Source organism: Bradyrhizobium sp. USDA 3240 (assembly GCF_054063295.1).
The window spans coordinates 5,009,252-5,028,891 of record NZ_JBSSGD010000002.1 but is presented as its reverse complement, the minus strand read 5'-3'; the positions used below and the strand labels follow the sequence as shown (position 1 = coordinate 5,028,891).

The following is a 19,640-nucleotide window of genomic DNA, read 5'->3' as shown; positions in this document are numbered from 1 at the left end:
TGCTCTAAGCCGCATGGAGCTTCCGTCCACGCAAGACGCGACGATCCACGCCGCCGCCGAACTCACCGGCCCCAGAATGCGGGCGTCGTCTTGAAGCGGCGCCAGCTCTTGCGCAGCGCTTTCGCGACCGCGATCTGATCGCGGGCGAGCCAGCCGGCCATCGCGCCGACGCCGAGATGAAGCGCAGGCTGGTCGTCCTGCGCGATGGTGTGGAGCAGCACGCGCGTACTGCCGATGTCGCAGACCCGCCCGAGGCTGTTCTGCAGCCCGGCGAGCCGTTTCACATAGCGCTTCGCCGGCGCGTGGGACGCATAGAGCGGCAGAAAGAACTCCGCCGCATAGCGCAACTTCTTGAGATTGATCCTGAGATTGTGCTGCGCGTTGATATCGAGCCGCCGGAATCGCGCACCCCGCTTCAATGTCTTGCGATGCAATCGTTCCAGAATCTGATCGGCGAGCACCGGCATCGGCTGTGACAGGACAGCCAGCGCTTCGCTGTCGATCTCGTTGCGCCAGCTGCGGCGTTCCACCAGATGCCCCAGCGAGAGCAGGAAGCGGCTGCATCGGGGGTCAGCCAGAACGCTTTGCAAGGTCCCGTAGCTCGACTTCTGCCGCTGCTCGACCGCCTTGCGAAGGCCGTCCAGGTCGATATCCGGAACCGCGCTGACGAGGCGGGTGATGGTCGTTCCGGCGAACACGTCCCAATCCCGGGCCTTGCCGAGTTGCCGCATCAGCCATTTTGCTTCGCTGTTGATCGCCAGAAATGCCGGCGCAGGAATGTCGCGCCGGAACAGCGCACAGATCGTCCGCAAGCGCCGGAGGGCAACCCGCATCTGGTGCACGCCTTCGGGGTCCGATCCCTGCTCGGCCACCGCGTGATTTTTCAAAAGATGATGCCAGCAGGAACCCACCAGCAGTGCGATGACGTCGTCGACCACGAGGTCCGCCGTGATGCCTGACAAGTCGGCCTTCGTTGCCGACGGCGCGACATCGAACGCCAGCGCATAGCCGCGTTCCGCCTTGCTTCGCGTGCCGATCTGCAGCGGCGCGGCGTCGAGCAGCTGGGTTCCGAGATCGAACAGGACGCCGGCATTGCCGCTCTTCAGTTCAAGCTCGATTTCCGACAGCACCTCCTGGCGCGCATCGGCCTCGATCGTCCCCTCGTCGAATGCGATCTCAACCGACGCATCGGGCAGATCGAGCTGCCGCGCGTGCCGGCGCACTTTTGTCGCGAACACCGGCACCAGTCCATCGTTGCTCAGCCCCGCCACGGGATCGCCGACCTCGTCGGCGGGGAACCGCGCCAGATCGGGGGTGATGCCTTCAATCGGCATCTCCCATTGACGCCGCCTCAGAGGCTGCGCGCCATTGGACGAAAGCTTCAGCGTCTGGATGAAGCTTTTGCCGCTGCGTCGCACACGCAACGACATGCCATGCTGAAACAGCAGCCGCTCCGGCGTGTCATAATAGACCGTTTCCAGCCGGTGAAATGCGCCGCGATTGCGCGCATGCTGCACGATGCAGGCTGCCTCGCGCAGTTTTTCGAGGCTTCCTTGCGGCGCAAGCAGCTTGAGTTCGATTTCCGCCTGATCGCCATGCCTGACGGCAATGGCAGTCCCCGCATCGGTCACGACCGGCCGCCGTCCATCGAATGAAATCGCCCCCGGCATGGTGTATGAAGGTTTCATGACAATGACAAGGCATATCGCGCCATTGCAGCCCGCATTGGCCGCAAATTGTATCTAGACTCACGCTTTTAAGTTGGATTTGGCCGCATCGCCATCCAAGCGCGCCGAAGCGTGATGCGCAGCAGGAATTCATTCCGATCGCCGCGACAACATTTGCTTCAAGAGCGGCTCGATCCGCGACAGCGCATCGAGATCAACCGCAGACAGTTCGGCGAGACGATCGGCCTGGCCCGGAACCCGTTTCAGGGCCTTGCCTTGCGATCTCGGGGGTCCTTTCAACGCTGCCATTCGATGGCGACCGCTTGTAATTATATCGCAATACGATATGACGCGCGCGTCCACTCTACCCCGAGCCCTACGCCACCCATGAGCGTCATTTCCACCAAATCGAACACCTCCGCCAAAGCCACCGCCAAGACCAGCAATACGATCGGCGACAAGGCCAGCCACCTGCTGAGCGACTTCACCACCGATCCGCGCGTCGTGGTGATCTCGGCGATCGCCGTGTTCGTCTCCGCCGCCGGCGTGCTGGCCGGTGCGGGACTGCTGCAGCTGATCAAGCTTGCCACCAACATCGCCTATTTCGGCCAGTTCAGCTTCGCCGACCTGAAATTGCAGGATTCGCCGCTCGGCCTCTGGACCGTGCTGGTGCCGGTCGCGGGCTCGCTGATCATCGGACTGATGGCGCGCTTCGGCAGCGAGAAGATCCGCGGGCACGGCATTCCGGAGGCCATCGAGGCCATCTTGCTGGGCCGCTCGCGGCTCGATCCCAAGGTCGCGATCCTGAAGCCCTTGTCGTCGGCGATCTCGATCGGCACCGGCGGCCCGTTCGGCGCCGAGGGCCCGATCATCATGACGGGCGGCGCGATCGGCTCTCTGATCGCACAGATGCTCCCCGTCACGGACAACGAGCGCAAGACCCTGCTGGTGGCCGGCGCCGCCGCCGGCATGACCACAGTGTTCGGAACGCCGATCGCCGCGATCATGCTCGCGGTCGAACTGCTGCTGTTCGAATGGACGCCGCGCAGCTTCATTCCGGTCACCGTCGCCGCCGTGGTGGCAGCGGTCGGGCGCACCTTCCTGCACATGCCCGCGCCGCTGTTTCCGTTCACCGGCAGCGTCGACATCTCCGTGCTGCAGCTCGGCGCCTGGATGCTGATCGGCATCCTGTCCGGGCTGCTGTCGGGCGTGCTCACCCAACTGGTCTATGGCTGCGAGGACATCTTCCTGAAGCTGCCGATCCACTGGATGTGGTGGCCGCTGATCGGCGGCTTCGTCGTTGGCCTCGGCGGCTTGATCGAACCTCAGGCGCTGGGCGTCGGCTATGACAACCTCGCTTCGATGCTGCAAGGCGACGTGGTGCTGAAAGCGGCGCTGTTGCTGCTGGTGGTGAAGGCCGTGATCTGGTCGGTCGCGCTCGGCTCGGGCACGTCGGGCGGCGTGCTGGCGCCGCTGCTGATCATGGGCGGAGCGATGGGAACGGCGCTGAGCGGCTACCTTCCGGCGGCGAGCCCCGGCTTCTGGGCACTGCTGGCGATGGCGGCGACGATGGGCGGCACGATGCGCTCGCCTTTGACCGCGACCTTCTTCGCGGTCGAGCTCACCGGCAACACCCATGTGCTGCTGCCGCTGATCGCGGCCTGCTGCAGCGCGCATGGCGTCACGGTGCTGCTGATGCGGCGCTCGATCCTGACCGAGAAGGTCGCGCGGCGCGGTCACCATCTGGTGCGCGAGTACAGGGTCGACCCCTTTGCGCTGACGCGGGTGCGCGACGTGATGACCAAGGCGGTCGAGACGGTCGCCGACACCATGACGCTGCACGGCGCGGCAGCCTTCCTGACCAACCCGAAGACCGGTCACCCGAGCTTCCCGGTCGTCGACGCCAACCATCACGTGCTCGGGGTGATCGACCCGCCGTCCGTGCTGCGCTGGCGCCGCGCCGGCAAGCATCGCACCGCAACGCTCAACCAGCTGCTGGCGGGCAGCAAGATCACCGTCGCCTATCCCGACGAGTATCTGGACCGGCTCGCCGACCGCCTGATGCAGGTCAACGTCTCGCATCTGCCTGTCATCTCGCGCGAGGATCAGCGCCTCGTCGGCTACATCGGCTGGAAGGACCTGATGCGGGTACGCGCCAGGCTGCAGGCCGAGGAAACCCAGAAGACATCCTTCTTCGGCGCGCGATAGGTTCGAAGCGGCTTCCCCGGCGGAACAAATTTCCGCCGGGCGCAACGCATGTTCTCGCTGGCAAAATCGCTGCCAGCGCATCCCAGAGCTTCACCGGCGATGGTTGACAGCATCAAGGGCTCACCCATGATGCCGGCAACCAAGAACAGCTCCGGGATGAAACGCCATGACCTCGACCCCAGACCTCGTGATCCGCGGCGGCAACATCGCCGACGGCAAGGGCGGCGACCTCTATGAAGCCGATGTCGCGATCTCGGGCGGCAAGATCACCGAAGTCGGCAAGGTCGCAGCAAAGGGCAAGGAAGAGATCGACGCGCGCGGCAAACTCGTCGCGCCGGGCTTCGTCGACGTGCACACCCATTACGACGGCCAGGTCACCTGGAGCCAGGCCATCACCCCGTCGTCGCAGAACGGCGTCACGACAGCGATCATGGGCAATTGCGGCGTCGGCTTCGCGCCGTGCCGGCCGAGCGACCACGGCAGGCTGATCCAGTTGATGGAAGGCGTCGAGGACATTCCGGAGCCGGTGCTGAGCGCCGGCATTCCCTGGGCATGGGAGAGCTTCCCCGACTACATGGAGTGGCTCTCGAAGCGCAGTTTCGACATGGACATCGGCGCGCAACTGCCGCACGCCGCGCTGCGGGTCTATGTGATGGGCGAGCGCGGCGCGCGCCGCGATCCCGCGACGCCCGAGGACAACCAGGCGATGGCCGCACTCGCGGGCGATGCGGTGCGATCCGGCGCGCTGGGCTTCTCAACCTCGCGCACGCTCAACCACCGCACCTCGACCGGCGATTACACGCCGACCTTGAAGGCAGGCGAAGATGAATTGACCGCGATCGCCGGCGCGATGCACGGCGTCGGCCGCAGCGTGCTGCAATTCGTGCTCGACCAGAGCACCGTCCACGAAGACCTGCCGATGATGCTGCGGGTCGCTGAGAACACAAAGTGCCCGATCTCGTTCTCGGTCGCCCAGGCCGACAAGGCGCCGCGACGCTGGCGGCAGACCATGGACACCATCAATGAAGCCGCCGCGCGCGGCCTGTCCATCACGACCCAGATCGCGGCACGGCCGGTTGGGCTGCTGCTCGGGCTGGAATTGTCGCGCAACCCGTTCCAGACCCATCCGAGCTATCGCGAAATCGCCAGGCTGCCGCTGGCCGAGCGGCTGACGCATCTGCGGCGGCCCGAGGTGCGCGCCGCGATCCTGAGCGAGAGCGCGACGGCGACCGACGATCCGCTGTTCTTCCGGCCGAACTACGACAAGATGTATCTGCTGGGCAATCCGCCGGACTACGAACAGCCGCCGGAGAACGCGCTCGGCCCGCAGGCGCGCCGCCAGGGCCGGCAGCCGGAGGAGCTCGCCTATGACGCGATGCTGACCGACGAGGGCCGCGGCATGCTCTATGTGCCGTTCCTGAATTATGCCGACGGCAATCTCGATGCCGTGCATGAGATGCTGCGCGAGCCGAGCGCCGTGCCCGGCCTGTCCGACGGCGGCGCGCATTGCGGCATCATCTGCGACGCCAGCTTCCCGACCTATCTCTTGACGCACTGGACGCGGGACCGCAGCCGCGGCGAGAAGCTCTCGATCCCGTTCGTAATCGCGGCACAGTCGCGCAAGACCGCGCTGTCGGTTGGGCTCACTGATCGCGGCGTGATCGCGCCGGGCTTCAAGGCCGACGTCAACGTGATCGATTACGACCGGCTGCATCTGCATCCGCCGAAGGTGCATTACGACCTGCCGGTCGGCGGCCGCCGTCTGTTGCAACAGGTCGACGGCTACGACGCCACCATCGTCTCAGGCGTCGTGACCCAGCGCGAAGGCAAGGCCACCGGCGCGCGACCGGGCAGGCTCGTCCGCGGCGCGCGGGGAATGAATTGAGATAGACGCACCCTCCCCTGGAGGGGAGGGTCGGATCACATTGAGCGCAGCGAAATGTGAGACGGGGTGGGGTGATCTCTCAACTCGGGCAGTGCCCGAATGGAGAGATCACCCACCCCGCTGTGCATTCCGCTTCGCTACATGCTCAGCGACCCTCCCCCTCCAGGGGAGGGTCGAAGCAGCACGTCCCTTACGTCGGCGACATCGCACCCTTGATCGTGCCCGCTTGCTGCGAGCTGCCGGTCAGCCGCACGCGCTCGGTGTTGGGCCACAGCAGCAGCAATCCGAGTAGTCCCGAGCCGACCATGATTGCGGCGTTGATGGTGAAGCCACTCATATAGCCGGCCATCGGCGTGGCGGCGTGCTGGATCACACTGCCCATCACCGTCGGCGCCAGGATGCCTGAGATGGTGTACAGCGCGCCGTAGATCGCGATGATCGCACCGCGCTGCGATACCGGCGTGAACTCGCCGAGCATCGGCGGGCACACCACATAGATCGAGCCGCACAGGCCGGAGCCGATCACCAGCAGTGCGATCATCAGCGCGCCCGGCGGCGCATAGGGCAGCGTTGCGAGGATGGCGCCGCCGATGATGAGAGGCACCGAGCCGAGCACGCCGCGCGCGCCGCGGGTGGTGAAGCCGCGCGCCAGCATCAGTTGCGAGATCCAGCCGGTCAGGAGCACGATCGTCGCACCGAAGATCCAGGGCAGGATCGAGACGAAGCCGGCCTGCTGCTGCGAGAAGCCGAGCCCCTCGATGATGAACGACGTGAACCAGGTCAATCCCAGCGACAACGCCCAATAGGCGCCGAAGGTCGCGACCACGCAGCCGACGAAGGTGCGCGAGGTCAGGAGCTTCCAGTACGGAATTCGCGGCTCCTCGGCCATGACGGCAGCGGTCGACACCAGCGGCCCCTCCTTGCCGAGCGCGAACCAGGCGACGGTCCAGATCAGGCCGACGATTCCGAGCGCGCCGAAGGCGTGATGCCAGCTGTGATTGACGATGATCCAGTTCAGCGCCGGCACCGCGAGGATCACGCCAAACGCCGAACCCTGCGACAGGATCGCGGTCGGCAGCGTGCGCTTCTCGTCAGGAAACCATTTGTAGATGGCGTGCGCGGCGACCGAGAAGGCCGGTCCCTCGCCGGCGCCGAGGATGATGCGGCAGATCACCAGCGTCGTATAGCTGACGGTGCCGATCATCGGAAACTGCGCCAGCGACCAGATCACCGCCAGGATCAGCAGCACCCAGCGCGTATCAACGCGGTTGACGATGAAGCCGACCACGATCGCCGAGATCGAGAACAGGATGAAGAAGGCCGAGCCGAGATCGCCGAATTGCTCCGGGGTGAGACCCATCTCCTTCCGGATCGGCACGCCGGCAAGCCCGACCACGATCTTGTCCGCAAAGTTCACCACCATGAACAGGAATAGAAGGAAGGTGATCCGCCAGGCGCCTTTGGGCGTCCCCGTTGACGTCCCCTTGGACGTCGGTTGCGTCGTCATGTCTGGCTCCCCGTCGTTTCGTTTTTTGGCTTCGTAAGATCGGCCCCGTCAGGCGATGCTAGCCACGCCTCGCTGCGCAACGCAACCCGCATTTCCTCGGGTTCTGTGGCCGGCGCGACACGATGGCCGGGCAAGCGCGCCCGATCACGATCGCGTCGTCGCGGCCAGTGAAGCGGTGATCTGTCATGGGCCGGCTGCTATGCTCGGGGCAAAGAAAAGCCGAGGTTATTGGAGGTTGGGTTATTTCATGAACAGATCGATCCTTCGCGCGGCCGCCTGCGCTGCGCTTGTGTCCGCCGCACTACTCGCCGTGCCTCAAGCCCGCGCCGAGGACGCCGCCGGTCCCGACTATGCGGCGATCGTCGCCGCGCCCGATCGCAGCGATGCGGATCGCCAGGTCGACCAGCGCCGCCAGCCGGCCAAGATGCTGGCCTTTGCCGGCGTCAAGCCCGGCATGAACATCCTCGACATGGCGGCGAGCGCCGGCTACAGCACCGAACTGTTGGCGCGCACCGTCGCCCCGTCGGGCAAGGTCTACGCGCAGGATTCGGCGACCGTGATCGAGCGCTTCGTCAAGGACAAGTTCGACACCCGCGCCAAGTCGCCGGCGATGAAGAACGTCGTCCATGTGGTGCGCGACTACGACGATCCGATCCCGCCCGAGGTCAGCAACCTCGACATGATCACCTTGTTCTTTTTCTATCACGACATCAGCTATCTGCCGGTCGATCGCGCCGCGATGAACAAGAAGATGTTCGCCGCGCTCAAACCCGGTGGCTACCTCGTGATCGCAGACCACTCGGCCAAGGCGGGCGAAGGCGTAAGCGTCGCCAAGACGCTGCACCGGATCGAGGAGAGCACCCTGAAGCAGGAGATCGAGGCGGCCGGCTTCAAGCTGGTGGCCGAGGCCGATTTCCTGCATCATGCCGAGGACCCGAAGGACATTCCCGTCTTCAAGGCGCCGGTGCCGATCGACGAGTTCGTCCTGAAATACCAGAAGCCTTGAATGAGGCACGGCCATCGCTTCACCTGACCAGACCGCCGCGGTGCTTCGCGTCACCGGCCTGACCAAGAGTTACCGCTCTGCCGGTGAAGACGTCGCGGTCCTGCGCGGCGTCGATCTCGCTGTGGCGACCGGCGAGAGCGTGGCGCTATCGGGCGAATCCGGCAGCGGCAAGAGCACGCTGCTGCATCTGATCGCAGGGCTCGATGCCGCCGACGGTGGCGAGATCAGGCTTGCCGACATCACCGTCTCCGGTCTCAACGACGCCGGCCGCGCCGAGTTGCGCCGCGACCGCCTCGGCCTCGTGTTCCAGCAATTCAACCTGATCCCGAGTTTGACGGTTGCGGACAATCTGCTTTTCCAGTCCCGCATCGCCGGCCGGCACGATGCGGCCTGGCATGACGAGCTGGTCGAGCGCCTTGGGCTCAAGCAGCTGCTGAAGCGCTATCCCGAGCAATTGTCCGGCGGCCAGCAGCAGCGCGTCGCGATCGGCCGCGCGCTGGCGCCGAAGCCGCTGTTGCTGCTCGCCGACGAGCCGACCGGCAATCTCGACGAGGACACCGCCGACGAGGTGCTGCATCTGGCGCGCGATCTGGTGGCGCGTACCGGCTGCGGCTTCCTGATGGTCACCCACAGCGCGCGGCTCGCCGCGACGCTCGACCGCCAGGTCACCCTGCATGCCGGGATCATCGCATGAGGCGGGCTCTCTGGATCCTCGCCGTGCTGCTCAGCCATTGGCGGCGGCATCCGATGCAGCTTGCGACGCTCTTGATCGGGCTGATCTCGGCGACCGCACTGTGGAGCGGCGTGCAGGCGCTGAACCAGCAGGCCCGCATCGCCTATGACCGCGCGGCCGCGACCTTCGGCGGCTCGCGTACCGCCATGCTGGTGAGCCGCGATAGCGCGACCTTTCCGCAACAACTGTTCGTCGATCTGCGCCGCGCCGGCTGGCCGGTGTCACCGATGCTGGAGGGTCGCGTGCAGATCGACGGGCGCAGCCTCCGCCTGCTCGGCGTCGAGCCGGTGACGCTACCGTCCGAGGTCGGCAACGCACGGGCGCTCGGGCGCGGCAACCTGCTGTCTTTCGTCACGCCGCCGGGCGAAATGCTGGTGGCGCCGGAAACGCTACGCGATCTCGGCCTCAAGGAAGGCGAACGGCCGCAGGCCAACGGCACGACCTTGCCGCCGCTGCGCGTGCAGGCGGAGCTCGCCCCCGGCGCACTCATCGTCGATATCGGCATCGCGCAGGACATCCTGAGAATGCCCGGCCAGCTGTCGCGCCTGCTGGTCGGCAAATCGAAAACACCGCGCGCGACGCTGGAAAGCGTGGCAGGCGAAAAACTCCGCCTGGTCGAGCCGAGCGCCGAGAGCGACCTCGAACGCCTGACCGACAGTTTCCATCTCAACCTCACTGCCTTCGGCCTGCTGTCGTTCTTCGTGGGCCTGTTCATCGTCAACTCCGCGATCGGGCTCGCCTTCGAGCAGCGGCTGCCGATGCTGCGCACCTTGCGCGCCTGCGGCGTCTCGGCACGGCTGCTCAACACCGTGTTGGTGATCGAGCTGGTGTCGCTGGCGCTGGTCGCCGGCGTGATTGGCCTGGTCTGCGGCTACATCATTGCGGCGGCCTTGCTGCCCGATGTCGCGGCCTCGCTGCGCGGGCTCTATGGCGCGCAGATCCCCGGGCAGCTTTCGCTCAAGCCCGTCTGGTGGTTCGCCGGCATCGCCATCAGCATTCTGGGCGCGCTCGCTGCCGCCGCCGCGAGCCTTGCCAAGGCGATCCGGATGCCGGTGCTGGCGACGGCGCAGCCGCAAGCCTGGCAGCAGGCGCAGCGCCGCTGGCTGATGTTCCAGAGCGCTGCGGCGCTCGCAGTGTTTGCGGTCGCAGCGGCTCTGATTCAGTTCGGCGATTCGCTGATCGCGGGCTTTGCGGTATTGGCCGCGCTGATGCTCGGCGCGGCGTTGATCCTGCCGATGGTGCTGCAGATCGCGCTTGCGTTCGGCCAGCGCAGCGCACGAGCGCCGGTCGGCATCTGGTTCTGGGCCGACAGCCGCCAGCAGCTCTCGGGCCTGTCGCTGGCGCTGATGGCGCTGTTGCTCGCGCTCGCGGTCAATGTCGGCGTCAGCACCATGGTGGAAAGTTTCAGCCGCACCTTCCTGGTCTGGCTCGACGGCCGCCTCGCCGCCGATGTCTACATCAGCGCCGCCAGCGATGCGCAGGCGAAGGAGATCAAGGCGTGGCTGCGCGATCGGCCTGAAGTCGAGGCCATCCTGCCCGGCGGCCGCGCCGACACCCAATTCGGCGGCGCACCGATCGAGGTGCTCGGCCTGCCCGACCACGTCACCTATCGCGACAACTGGCCGTTGCTGGAAAGCACGTCCAATGCCTGGGTCCGGCTGCGTCCCGGCGACACCTGTCTCGTCAGCGAGCAGCTATCGCGGCGCATGAAGCTTGGCCTCGGCGATCATATCGAGGTGCCCGCCCCCGGCGGCAACTGGCCGCTCGAGATCGTCGGCATCTATGCCGATTACGGCAACCCCAAGGGCCAGATCGCGGTCAACTTCGCCGCGCTGACGCGGCGTTTCCCGCAGACGCCGCAGACCCGGATCGGGCTCCGCGTCGCGCAAGATCACATCGCGCCGCTGATCGCGGCGTTGCAGGAGAAGTTCGGCCTCGACGACCGCAACGTTGCCGACCAGGCGACGATGAAGCGGGAATCCAGGCGGGTGTTCAACCGCACCTTCTCGGTGACCGCGGCGCTCAACGCCTTCACGCTCGGCGTCGCCGGGATCGCGCTCCTGACCAGCCTGCTCACGCTCGCCAATTCGCGGCTGCCTCAGCTTGCGCCGCTCTGGGCGATCGGCCTGACGCGGCGGCGGCTCGCGGCGCTCGAACTGCTGAAGACCATGGCGGTCGCATTGATCACCGCGCTGTTCGCACTGCCGCTCGGCCTCTTGGTCGCGTGGTGCCTGCTTGCGATCGTCAATGTGAAGGCATTCGGCTGGCGGCTGCCGTTCCACATCTTCCCGTTGCAGCTGATCGAGCTGCTTGCCGTCGCGCTCGCTGCCGCCTTCTGTGCGGCGGCGTTGCCGGTCGCTAGACTGGCGCGCATGCAGCCGGCCAGCCTGATCAGGATCTTCGTCAATGAGCGCTAGTAGCGCGATCACCCGCCGCGTCTTTGCCGGCGGCGCGCTGGCGCTCGCGCTCGGCGACAAGGGTTTTGCGCAGGGCTTTGCCGGGCTCGGCGAGAATGCCGAGGGTTTTGCTGCGGTCACGCCGGGCAGGCCGTTCGTATTTCCGATCGATCACGGCCCGCATCCGGAGTTCCGGATCGAATGGTGGTACGTCACCGCGAACCTGTCCGATGCCAGCGGCGCGGCCTATGGCGCGCAATGGACGCTGTTCCGGCAGGCGATGAAGCCGGGCGGCCCCAGCGAGGGCTGGGCCAACCAGCAGGTCTGGATGGGCCACGCCGCCGTGACCAGCGCCACCACGCATTGCTTCAGCGAGACTTTTGCGCGCGGCGGTGTCGGTCAGGCCGGTGTCGAAGCGACACCGTTCCGCGCGTGGATCGACGCCTGGGAGATGCGCGGGATCGACCCGTTCGATGCGCCGCGCGTCGCGCCGCTCGAACTGAAGGCCTCGGCCGCCGACTTCAGCACCGCACTCCGCCTCGACGCCAATCGCCCGCTGGTGCTGCAAGGCGACCGTGGCTACAGCCGCAAGTCGGATCGCGGACAGGCCTCCTATTATTACAGCCAGCCGTTCTACCAGGCGTCCGGCCGCATCGTGATCGACGAGGGACCGGTCGACGTCACGGGCATGGCCTGGATGGATCGCGAATGGAGCAGCCAGCCATTGGCGGCGGACCAGACCGGCTGGGACTGGTTCTCGCTGCATCTGCCGGGCGACGAGAAGCTGATGCTGTACCGGCTGCGCCAGAAGGATGGCCGCGAGAACCTGTTCGGCAATTGGATCACGCCGGACGGCGGCTCGGCCGAGATCGCGGCCAACGGTAACAGCCTCACGCCGGTTGCGACCACCGAGATCGACGGCCGCAAGCTGCCGACGTCATGGCGCGTCAGCCTTCCGGCGCGCGGCCTTGCCATCGAGACCACGCCGGTCAATCCGAAGGCCTGGATGGGGACCAGCTTCCCTTATTGGGAGGGCCCGATCCGCTTTGCGGGCAGTCACGCGGGAATCGGCTATCTTGAGATGACCGGGTACTAGAGCGGCCCAGCAAAAAATTCCGCCAGTCACACCGGTCGCTGCCGCCCCGTCATGACATCGGGGCCAATGAAACAAGAGGACACGCCTGACATGTACCACTACACGGCCATCGTGACCTGCCTTGCGGTCGCGTTCTACTTCTTCACCTCGACGCAGGTCGCGCGCGCCCGCGTCGCCTATGGCGTCAAGCTGCCGGCGATCTCGGGGCATCCGGATTTCGAGCGCATCTTCCGCATCCAGATGAACACGCTGGAATGGATGCCGATCTTCCTGCCGTCGCTCTGGCTATTCGCGATCTATAACGGCGATGCCGCCGCGGCTGCGATCGGCGCGCTCTGGGTGGTCGGCCGCATCGTCTACTTCACCGGCTATCGCGAGGCGGTGGCAAAGCGCAGCCGGGGTTTTGCGATTCAGGCCGCAGCGTGCATCATCCTGTGGATCGGCGCACTCGGTGGCGCGGTGTGGCGACTGGTGCATTGAGGCCGCGATCGCGCCGCAACCACTCCCGTCGTCCTGGCGAAAGCCAGGACCCATAACCACAGGGCGTGGTTATGGGCAATCCGATGGCCACAGCGTGGTGCAACACATTCAGTCGGGATAATGGGTCCTGGCTTTCGCCAGGACGACACCACCGTTGGAAATACGCGTCACTTCGTCAGCGGGCAGCCGCTGTCCTTGGCCCGCGGGAAGGCCTGATCGCCGGGCACCACGGCGAGCTGCTTGTAATAATCCCACGGCTTCTTCAATTCCGAGGGCTTCTTGACCTCGAACAGATACATGTCGTGGACCATGCGGCCGTTCTCCTGCACCTTGCCCTGGGCGAAGGCGTCGTCGACCGGCAGCTCCTTCAGCTTCTTGGCGACCGCATCGGAATCCTTGGTGCCGGCAGCCTTCACCGCCTTCAGATAGCTCAACGTCGCCGAATAGGTGCCGGCGTGGATCATGCTCGGCATCCGCCCCGTCCGCTTGAAGAAGCGCTCGGAGAAGGCGCGGGTCTTGTCGTCATGATCCCAGTAGAAGCCTTCGGTCAGCACCAGGCCCTGCGCAGCCTCGAGGCCGAGACCGTTGACCTCGGCGAGCGTCATCAGGAGGCCGGCGAGCTTCTGGCCGCCCCGCACGATGCCGAACTCGGCGGCCTGCTTGATCGAGTTGGTGGTGTCCTGGCCGGCATTGGCAAGGCCGATCACCTTCGCCTTCGAGCTCTGCGCCTGCAGCAGGAACGAAGAGAAGTCCGACGAATTCAGCGGCACCCGCACCGAGCCCAGCACCTTGCCGCCCGCCGCGGTGACGATCTCGCTGGTGTCCTTTTCCAGCGCATAGCCGAACGCATAGTCGGCGGTGAGGAAGAACCAGCTGTCGCCGCCGGCCTTCACCAGCGCGCCACCGGTGCCGACCGCGAGCGCATGGGTGTCGAACGCCCAGTGGAAGCCGTAGGGCGTGCAGGCCGCACCGGTGATCGCCGACGTCGCGGCGCCGACCACGATGTCGATCTTCTTCTTTTCCTTCGACAGCTCCTGCACCGCGAGCGCCACCGACGATGTCGTCAGCTCGGTGATCATGTCGACGCCATCGGCGTCATACCAGCGCCGCGCGATCGAGGTCGCGAGGTCGGGCTTGTTCTGGTGATCGGCGGTGACCATCTCGATCTTCTGTCCGAGCACTTCGCCGCCGAAATCCTCGATCGCCATCCTGGCGGCCTCGACCGAGTACTTTCCGCCGTAATCCGCGTAGACGCCCGATTGGTCGTTCAGGATGCCGATCTTGACGCCCTGGGCCATCGCCGGCGCCGCCAGCATCAGGCTGCATGCCGCAACCGCAGCCAAAAATCCCGACTTCATTGTTATGTTCTCCCAGCAGTCTCTCATCAGGAAAAATCGGCGCGACATTATTTTATAACCCCGCGCCTGCCCATCTCTTTCCGCTCAGCCGTTAGTATGGGCTGCGCTCCGCGTACGGACCGTCAGTCCCGTCATCCTGAGGTGCGAGCGGAGCGAGCCTCGAAGGGTGAACGGCCACCAACCGGGCCGTACACCCTTCGAGACGCGCGTTCCGCGCTCCTCAGGGTGACGGTAATTCCGTGGTCGTCTCGCCTGGCGAGGATGCGCCCACTACCCCGCCACATTCGCCGCTGGTTCCTTCGGCTTGCCCTCGTTCTTTCCTTCCGCGAGGTCGCGCACCACCATGTAGAAGATCGGCGTGAAGACGAGGCCGAACAGGGTGACGCCGAGCATGCCGAAGAACACGGCGACGCCGACCGCCTGCCGCATCTCCGAGCCCGAGCCGGTCGACAGCACCAGCGGCAGCACGCCGAGGATGAAGGCGAACGACGTCATCAGGATCGGCCGCAGGCGCAGCCGGCAGGCCTCGATGACCGCCTCCAGCCGCGGCCTGCCCTCGAGCTCGATATCGCGCGCGAACTCGACGATCAGGATCGCGTTCTTGGCCGCGAGGCCCACCAGCACCACGAAGCCGATCTGGGTCAAAATGTTGACGTCCTGGCCCATGATACGCACGCCGATGGTGGCCGCGAACAGGCACATCGGCACGATCAGGATCACCGCGAACGGCAGTGTCCAGCTGCCATATTGCGCGGCCAGCACCAGATAGACGAACAGCACGCAGATCGGGAACACGTAGAGGCCCGCATTGGCGCCGTTGACCTGCTGGTAGGACAAATCGGTCCATTCGAACGAGAAGCCGCTCGGCAGGGTATCGTCGGCGATCTTCTTGATGGTGTTGAGCGCCGTCGTCGAACTGACGCCGGGCGCCGGCTCACCCTGCAGTTCGGACGCCGAGTAGAGATTGTAGCGCGCGACACGGTCGGGGCCCGAGATGTCCTTGAAGTCCACGACGCTGCCGAGCATCACCATGTCGCCATTTGCGTTGCGGGTGCGCAGCCGCGAAAGATCGGTGGTCTCCTTGCGGAACGGCAGATCAGCCTGCGCGGTGACGTGGTAGGTGCGCCCGAACAGGTTGAAGTCGTTGACATAGGTCGAGCCGAAATAGGTCTCGATCGTGTCGGTGATGTTGGCGATGGGAACGCCGAGCTTCTGCGCCTTGACGCGGTCGATATCGACGAACAATTGCGGGGTGTTCGCGGAGTACGGCGAAAACACCGAGGTCAGGTTCGGCGATTTGCGCGCGGCTTGCACCAGTTCGTCGGTCGCTGACGCCAGCAGTTCGGGCCCGCGCCCCTGTCGATCCTGGACGCGGATGGTGAAACCACCGCCGGTGCCGATACCGGGCACGGCCGGCGGCGGAATGACGATGATGAAGGCGCCCTGGATCACCGACAGGCGCTTGCGCAGGTCGGCGGTGATTGCGGTCGCCGTCAGTCCCTTCTTCAGCCGCGCCTCCGGCTCGTCGAACACCGGGAACAGCGCCGCGGCGTTGCCCGCCTGCGTGCGCGTCGCACCGGAGAAGCCGGCGAACGCCGCGACGCGGACGATGCCCGGCGTATCCAGCGCGATCCGCTCGATCTCGCGCACCACAGCCGTGGTCCGCGCCAGCGATGCGGCGCCCGGCAGTTGTGCCGAGATGATGACGTAGCCGCGGTCCTGCGCCGGAATGAAGCCCTGCGAGGTGGTCGCGAGCAGCCAGCCGGCGCTGCCGATCAAGACGAGGTAGATCGCGACCATCACCACCGTGTGCCGGATCACGAAGTCTGCGACACCAGCATAGCCATGCGCCAGCCGGTCGAATACGCGGTTGAACAGCGCGGTGAAGCTGTCCCAGCCGCGGGCGATGATGTTCCAGCGCGCCGGTGGCCGCTTTTCCTCGTGCGGGACCAGGATCTGCGAGGCCAGCGCCGGTGACAGCGTCAGCGAGCAGAAGCAGGAAATCGCGGTCGCGACCGCGACGGTCACGGCGAATTGCTGGAAGAACTGCCCGGAGATGCCGCCGAGGAAGGCGGTCGGCACGAACACCGCACAGAGCACCAGCGCAATCGAGACCAGCGCGCCGCCGACCTCCTCCATGGTCTTGAGCGCCGCCTCGCGCCGGCTCATGCCGTGCTCGAGATGTCGTTCGACATTCTCGACAACCACGATGGCGTCGTCGACCACGATGCCGACCGCAAGAACGAGGCCGAACAGCGTCAGATTGTTGATCGAGAAGCCCAGCGCGGCCATCACCGCGAAGGTGCCGACCAGCGACACCGGGATCGCGATGATCGGGATGATGGCAGGCCGCCAGCCCTGCAGGAACACCAGCACCACGATGACGACGAGCGCCATCGCCTCGTAGATCGTCTTGATCAGCTCATGAACCGACTGGGCGATGAATTCGGTCGGGTTGTAGCCGATGTTGTAGTCGAGCCCCTTCGGGAAACTCGCCTTCATATGCTCCATCGTGTCGGAGATGCTCTTGGCGGTGGCGAGCGCGTTCGATCCGGGCCGTTGCGTCACCAGCAGCGCGACCGCCGATTTGCGCAGCAGGAAGCTGTTGGTGGCGTAGGACAGCGCACCGAGCTCGACGCGCGCGACGTCGCGCAGCCGCACGGTCCGGCCGTCGGAGCCGGCCTTCACCACGATGTCTTCGAACTGCCTGATGTCCTTGAGGCGGCCGGTGAACACGAGGTTCGGCTGGAAGGCGCGATCGGCGATCGGCGGCTCGGCGATCTGGCCGCCCGCGATCTGCAGGTTCTGCGCCCGGATCGCCGCCAGCACCTCGGCCGAGGTCAGGCCGAGATTGGCGATCCGGTCGGGATCGAGCCACAATCGCATCGAGTAATCGCGCGCGCCGAACATCTGGATGTCGCCGACGCCATCGAGCCGCAACAGCTGGTCACGGACCTGCAGCAGTGCGTAGTTGGAGATATAGAGCTGGTCGAACGTGTCGTCGGGCGACAGCATGAACACGACCATCAGGATGTCGGGCGAGTTCTTGCGGGTGACGACGCCGTTGCGCTGCACCTCTTCAGGCAGCCGCGGCTGCGCGATCGCGACGCGGTTCTGCACCAGCACCTGGGCCTTGTCGAGGTCGGTGCCGAGCTTGAAGGTCGCGGTGATGGTGAGCTGGCCGTTCGAGGTCGCCTGGCTGTAGAGATACAGCATGTCCTCGACGCCGTTGATCTCCTGCTCGATTGGAGCTGCGACGGTGTCGGACACGGTCTGCGCCGAGGCGCCCGGATACTGCGTGGTGACGGTGACGGTCGGCGGCACCACTTGCGGATATTCCGAGACCGGCAGCGTCGGATAGGCGATCGCGCCGACGATCAGCAGCACGATCGACAGCACCATCGCGAGGATGGGCTGGTTGATGGAGAGCCTGCCGAGATTCATGGCTTCGCACCTGCCGCGGGCTTGGTGTCTGCCGGGGCATTCGCACCTGCGGGAGCCTGGGCCATTTTCGGCGTCACCTTGGCGCCGACGCGGGCACGTTGCAGCCCGTCGACGATCACATGGTCCTCCGGCTTGAGGCCCTCGCGGATCACGCGCAGGCCCTCATCCAGCGGTCCGAGCGTAACTGTCCTTGCTTCCACCGTGTTGTCGTCCTTGACCACGAACACGATCTTGCGCGACTGGTCGGTGGCGATGGCGGTATCCGGGATCAGCAGCGCCTCGTAGGGCGAGGAGCCGATCAGACGGACGCGGCCGAACTGGCCGGGCAGGATCGAGAGGTCCTTGTTCGGGATCACCGCGCGGCTGCGCAGCGTCGCGGTGGAGACGTCGAGGCGGTTGTCGATGAAGTCCATCTTGCCTTCATGCGAGGGTTTGGTCTCGCCGGTCAGCGCCACCTGCACCGGGTTCGCGGTATCGCGCGAGCTCGGCCGCCGGCCTTCGAACCACAGCTTGCTGTTGCGCTGATAGGTCGCCTCGTCGACGTCGAAATAGATGTAGATCGGATCGAGCGACACGATCGAGGTCAACAGCGTCGAACCGCTCTCGCTGCCCTGCACGAGATTCCCCGGCGTCACCAGATGCCGGCTGACGCGGCCGGTGATCGGCGCTAGCACATGGGTGAATTCGACGTTGAGCTGCGCGGCCTTCAGCGAGCCCTCGGCCTGCGTCTCGGCGGCGCGCGCCGCCTGCAACGCCTGCCGGCGCTGGTCGACGACCTGCTCCGAGACCGCGCTGGTCTGCACCAGATTGAGCCCGCGCTCGAGATCCCGCTTGGCAAGCTCGCCCTTGGCGCGTGCGTCGGCGAGCTGACCTTCGGCCTGCAGCACGACCGCCTCGAACGGCCGCGGATCGATGATGTAAAGCAGATCGCCGGTGTGGACGATGTCACCATCCTTGAACTCGACACTGTTGACGAAGCCGCCGACGCGGGCGCGGACCTGGACCTCTTCGACCGCCTCGAAGCGGCCGGTGAATTCGTCCCAGTCGGTGACGGTGCGCTTGACCGGCTGCGCGATGGTTACGGGCGGCGCCGGCGGCGCGGCCTGCGATTGCGCGGTCTTGTCGTCGCAGCCGCCGAGCGTCAGCGCGGCCAACAGCCCGATCGGCGCGAGGCCGCGCCGGCACGCCCTGACGAATCCCTGGCGGCGGAGCGAACGACGCTCGACACCGGTCACCGGAGCCGGACGCCCCGTTCTGTCAATCGAACTCAATTCGCTCTCCCCCAAAAGACTACGAAGCACGCCGACCAAAGCAGGGCTACGAAAGTCGCAACTAAAATTGCGGTGATTCAACACGGATGGACCACCGCAATGTCGCGGCAGCGGACGTCACAGATGTAGCCGCACCCCAGTCTGTTCAAGATGGCCGCCGGATCAAGCGAATAGTTGCGCAATCTGAAAGCCTTACGACACGCTCGCGAAACCGTGACGACGAAAAGGGGCAGTTTGGCTGGCCTATCGGAGGTATGAGGCCACAGACAGGCCGCCCCGAATCAATCACAACGCGAGTTCGCTTCACGGATTCGTCACACTGCACCCGATTCCACTTTTGGCACAGAAACCTCCGGCCCGCTGACGGCAGGACCAGCCAGGTTCCCGCACTCTACCTCTCGCTGCACGAGCGGAATCATAGTTGACGGCGCGGTTGTCATCCGGACACACATTGACACCCGGTAGCATCGCCAATACGGTCTTGGTCGCCAAAGCATGAATATTCTTGGCCCGCCGCATTTTTCTCGAACATTCATTGTGTTTTGTCGCGGCGCGAGTGTGTGAAAGCGACTACGCAAATGGCACGGGC

Annotated in this window: 12 protein-coding genes; 7 read left to right on the top strand and 5 right to left on the bottom strand. The window is 65.7% G+C overall.

Annotated elements, in window-relative coordinates; translation table 11 throughout:
* Window positions 1-62 precede the first annotated feature (62 nt).
* Window positions 63-1,631, bottom strand: a complete 1,569-nt coding sequence (locus ACVIGA_RS24355; RefSeq protein WP_456668287.1) for a CYTH and CHAD domain-containing protein — start codon at window positions 1,629-1,631, stop codon at window positions 63-65.
* 423 nt (window positions 1,632-2,054) lie between these two features.
* Between ACVIGA_RS24355 and ACVIGA_RS24350 the strand changes: the two genes are divergently transcribed.
* Window positions 2,055-3,875: a chloride channel protein gene (locus ACVIGA_RS24350; protein ID WP_456668286.1), complete on the top strand. Its 1,821-nt coding sequence runs from the start codon at window positions 2,055-2,057 to the stop codon at window positions 3,873-3,875.
* A 166-nt stretch (window positions 3,876-4,041) separates the two neighbouring features.
* Window positions 4,042-5,760, top strand: coding sequence for an N-acyl-D-amino-acid deacylase family protein (locus ACVIGA_RS24345; RefSeq protein WP_456668285.1), 1,719 nt, complete (start codon window positions 4,042-4,044; stop codon window positions 5,758-5,760).
* 190 nt (window positions 5,761-5,950) lie between these two features.
* Here ACVIGA_RS24345 and ACVIGA_RS24340 read toward each other — a convergent pair whose 3' ends face one another.
* Entirely contained in the window at window positions 5,951-7,267 is a 1,317-nt protein-coding gene (locus tag ACVIGA_RS24340) for an MFS transporter (protein ID WP_456668284.1), read from the bottom strand.
* Window positions 7,268-7,514: 247 nt separating this feature from the next.
* Here ACVIGA_RS24340 and ACVIGA_RS24335 point away from each other — a divergent pair, with 247 nt between their 5' ends.
* The 5 genes from ACVIGA_RS24335 (at window position 7,515) to ACVIGA_RS24315 (ending at window position 12,978) form a co-directional block, all read left to right on the top strand.
* Complete coding sequence (locus ACVIGA_RS24335; protein WP_456668283.1) at window positions 7,515-8,273, top strand: class I SAM-dependent methyltransferase; 759 nt, start codon at window positions 7,515-7,517, stop codon at window positions 8,271-8,273.
* Between the two features lie 40 nt (window positions 8,274-8,313).
* A complete protein-coding gene (locus ACVIGA_RS24330) occupies window positions 8,314-8,967 on the top strand; it encodes an ABC transporter ATP-binding protein (RefSeq protein WP_456668282.1) in 654 nt (217 codons plus the stop codon).
* On the top strand, window positions 8,964-11,423 hold the full coding sequence (locus ACVIGA_RS24325; RefSeq protein WP_456668281.1) for an FtsX-like permease family protein: 2,460 nt from the start codon (window positions 8,964-8,966) through the stop codon (window positions 11,421-11,423). The genes ACVIGA_RS24330 and ACVIGA_RS24325 overlap by 4 nt, the downstream gene beginning before the upstream one ends.
* A complete protein-coding gene (locus tag ACVIGA_RS24320; RefSeq protein WP_456668280.1) occupies window positions 11,413-12,498 on the top strand; it encodes a lipocalin-like domain-containing protein in 1,086 nt (361 codons plus the stop codon). Before ACVIGA_RS24325 ends, ACVIGA_RS24320 begins: the two co-directional genes overlap by 11 nt.
* Window positions 12,499-12,588: 90 nt before the next feature.
* The gene (locus ACVIGA_RS24315) at window positions 12,589-12,978 is read left to right on the top strand and encodes an MAPEG family protein (RefSeq protein WP_456668279.1); all 390 of its coding nucleotides are present in this window, start codon (window positions 12,589-12,591) and stop codon (window positions 12,976-12,978) included.
* 167 nt (window positions 12,979-13,145) lie between these two features.
* Here the strand turns inward: ACVIGA_RS24315 and ACVIGA_RS24310 are convergent, their stop codons facing one another.
* The 3 genes from ACVIGA_RS24310 to ACVIGA_RS24300 form a co-directional block, all read right to left on the bottom strand.
* Window positions 13,146-14,336 (bottom strand): ABC transporter substrate-binding protein, encoded by a 1,191-nt coding sequence (locus ACVIGA_RS24310; RefSeq protein ID WP_456668278.1) that lies wholly within the window; start codon window positions 14,334-14,336, stop codon window positions 13,146-13,148.
* A 270-nt stretch (window positions 14,337-14,606) separates the two neighbouring features.
* Window positions 14,607-17,780 carry an efflux RND transporter permease subunit gene (locus ACVIGA_RS24305; protein WP_456668277.1) on the bottom strand — a complete coding sequence of 1,058 codons (3,174 nt, stop codon included), beginning with the start codon at window positions 17,778-17,780 and terminating at the stop codon, window positions 14,607-14,609.
* Window positions 17,777-18,943 carry an efflux RND transporter periplasmic adaptor subunit gene (locus ACVIGA_RS24300; RefSeq protein WP_456670880.1) on the bottom strand — a complete coding sequence of 389 codons (1,167 nt, stop codon included), beginning with the start codon at window positions 18,941-18,943 and terminating at the stop codon, window positions 17,777-17,779. Before ACVIGA_RS24300 ends, ACVIGA_RS24305 begins: the two co-directional genes overlap by 4 nt.
* Window positions 18,944-19,640 lie beyond the last annotated feature (697 nt).

Coding starts and splice junctions, on each gene's coding strand:
- ACVIGA_RS24340 (WP_456668284.1), bottom strand. CDS start 7,267: ATGACGACGCAACCGACGTCCAAGGGGACGTCAACGGGGACGCCCAAA.
- ACVIGA_RS24350 (WP_456668286.1), top strand. CDS start 2,055: ATGAGCGTCATTTCCACCAAATCGAACACCTCCGCCAAAGCCACCGCC.
- ACVIGA_RS24325 (WP_456668281.1), top strand. CDS start 8,964: ATGAGGCGGGCTCTCTGGATCCTCGCCGTGCTGCTCAGCCATTGGCGG.
- ACVIGA_RS24345 (WP_456668285.1), top strand. CDS start 4,042: ATGACCTCGACCCCAGACCTCGTGATCCGCGGCGGCAACATCGCCGAC.
- ACVIGA_RS24335 (WP_456668283.1), top strand. CDS start 7,515: ATGAACAGATCGATCCTTCGCGCGGCCGCCTGCGCTGCGCTTGTGTCC.
- ACVIGA_RS24320 (WP_456668280.1), top strand. CDS start 11,413: ATGAGCGCTAGTAGCGCGATCACCCGCCGCGTCTTTGCCGGCGGCGCG.
- ACVIGA_RS24310 (WP_456668278.1), bottom strand. CDS start 14,336: ATGAAGTCGGGATTTTTGGCTGCGGTTGCGGCATGCAGCCTGATGCTG.
- ACVIGA_RS24315 (WP_456668279.1), top strand. CDS start 12,589: ATGTACCACTACACGGCCATCGTGACCTGCCTTGCGGTCGCGTTCTAC.
- ACVIGA_RS24305 (WP_456668277.1), bottom strand. CDS start 17,780: ATGAATCTCGGCAGGCTCTCCATCAACCAGCCCATCCTCGCGATGGTG.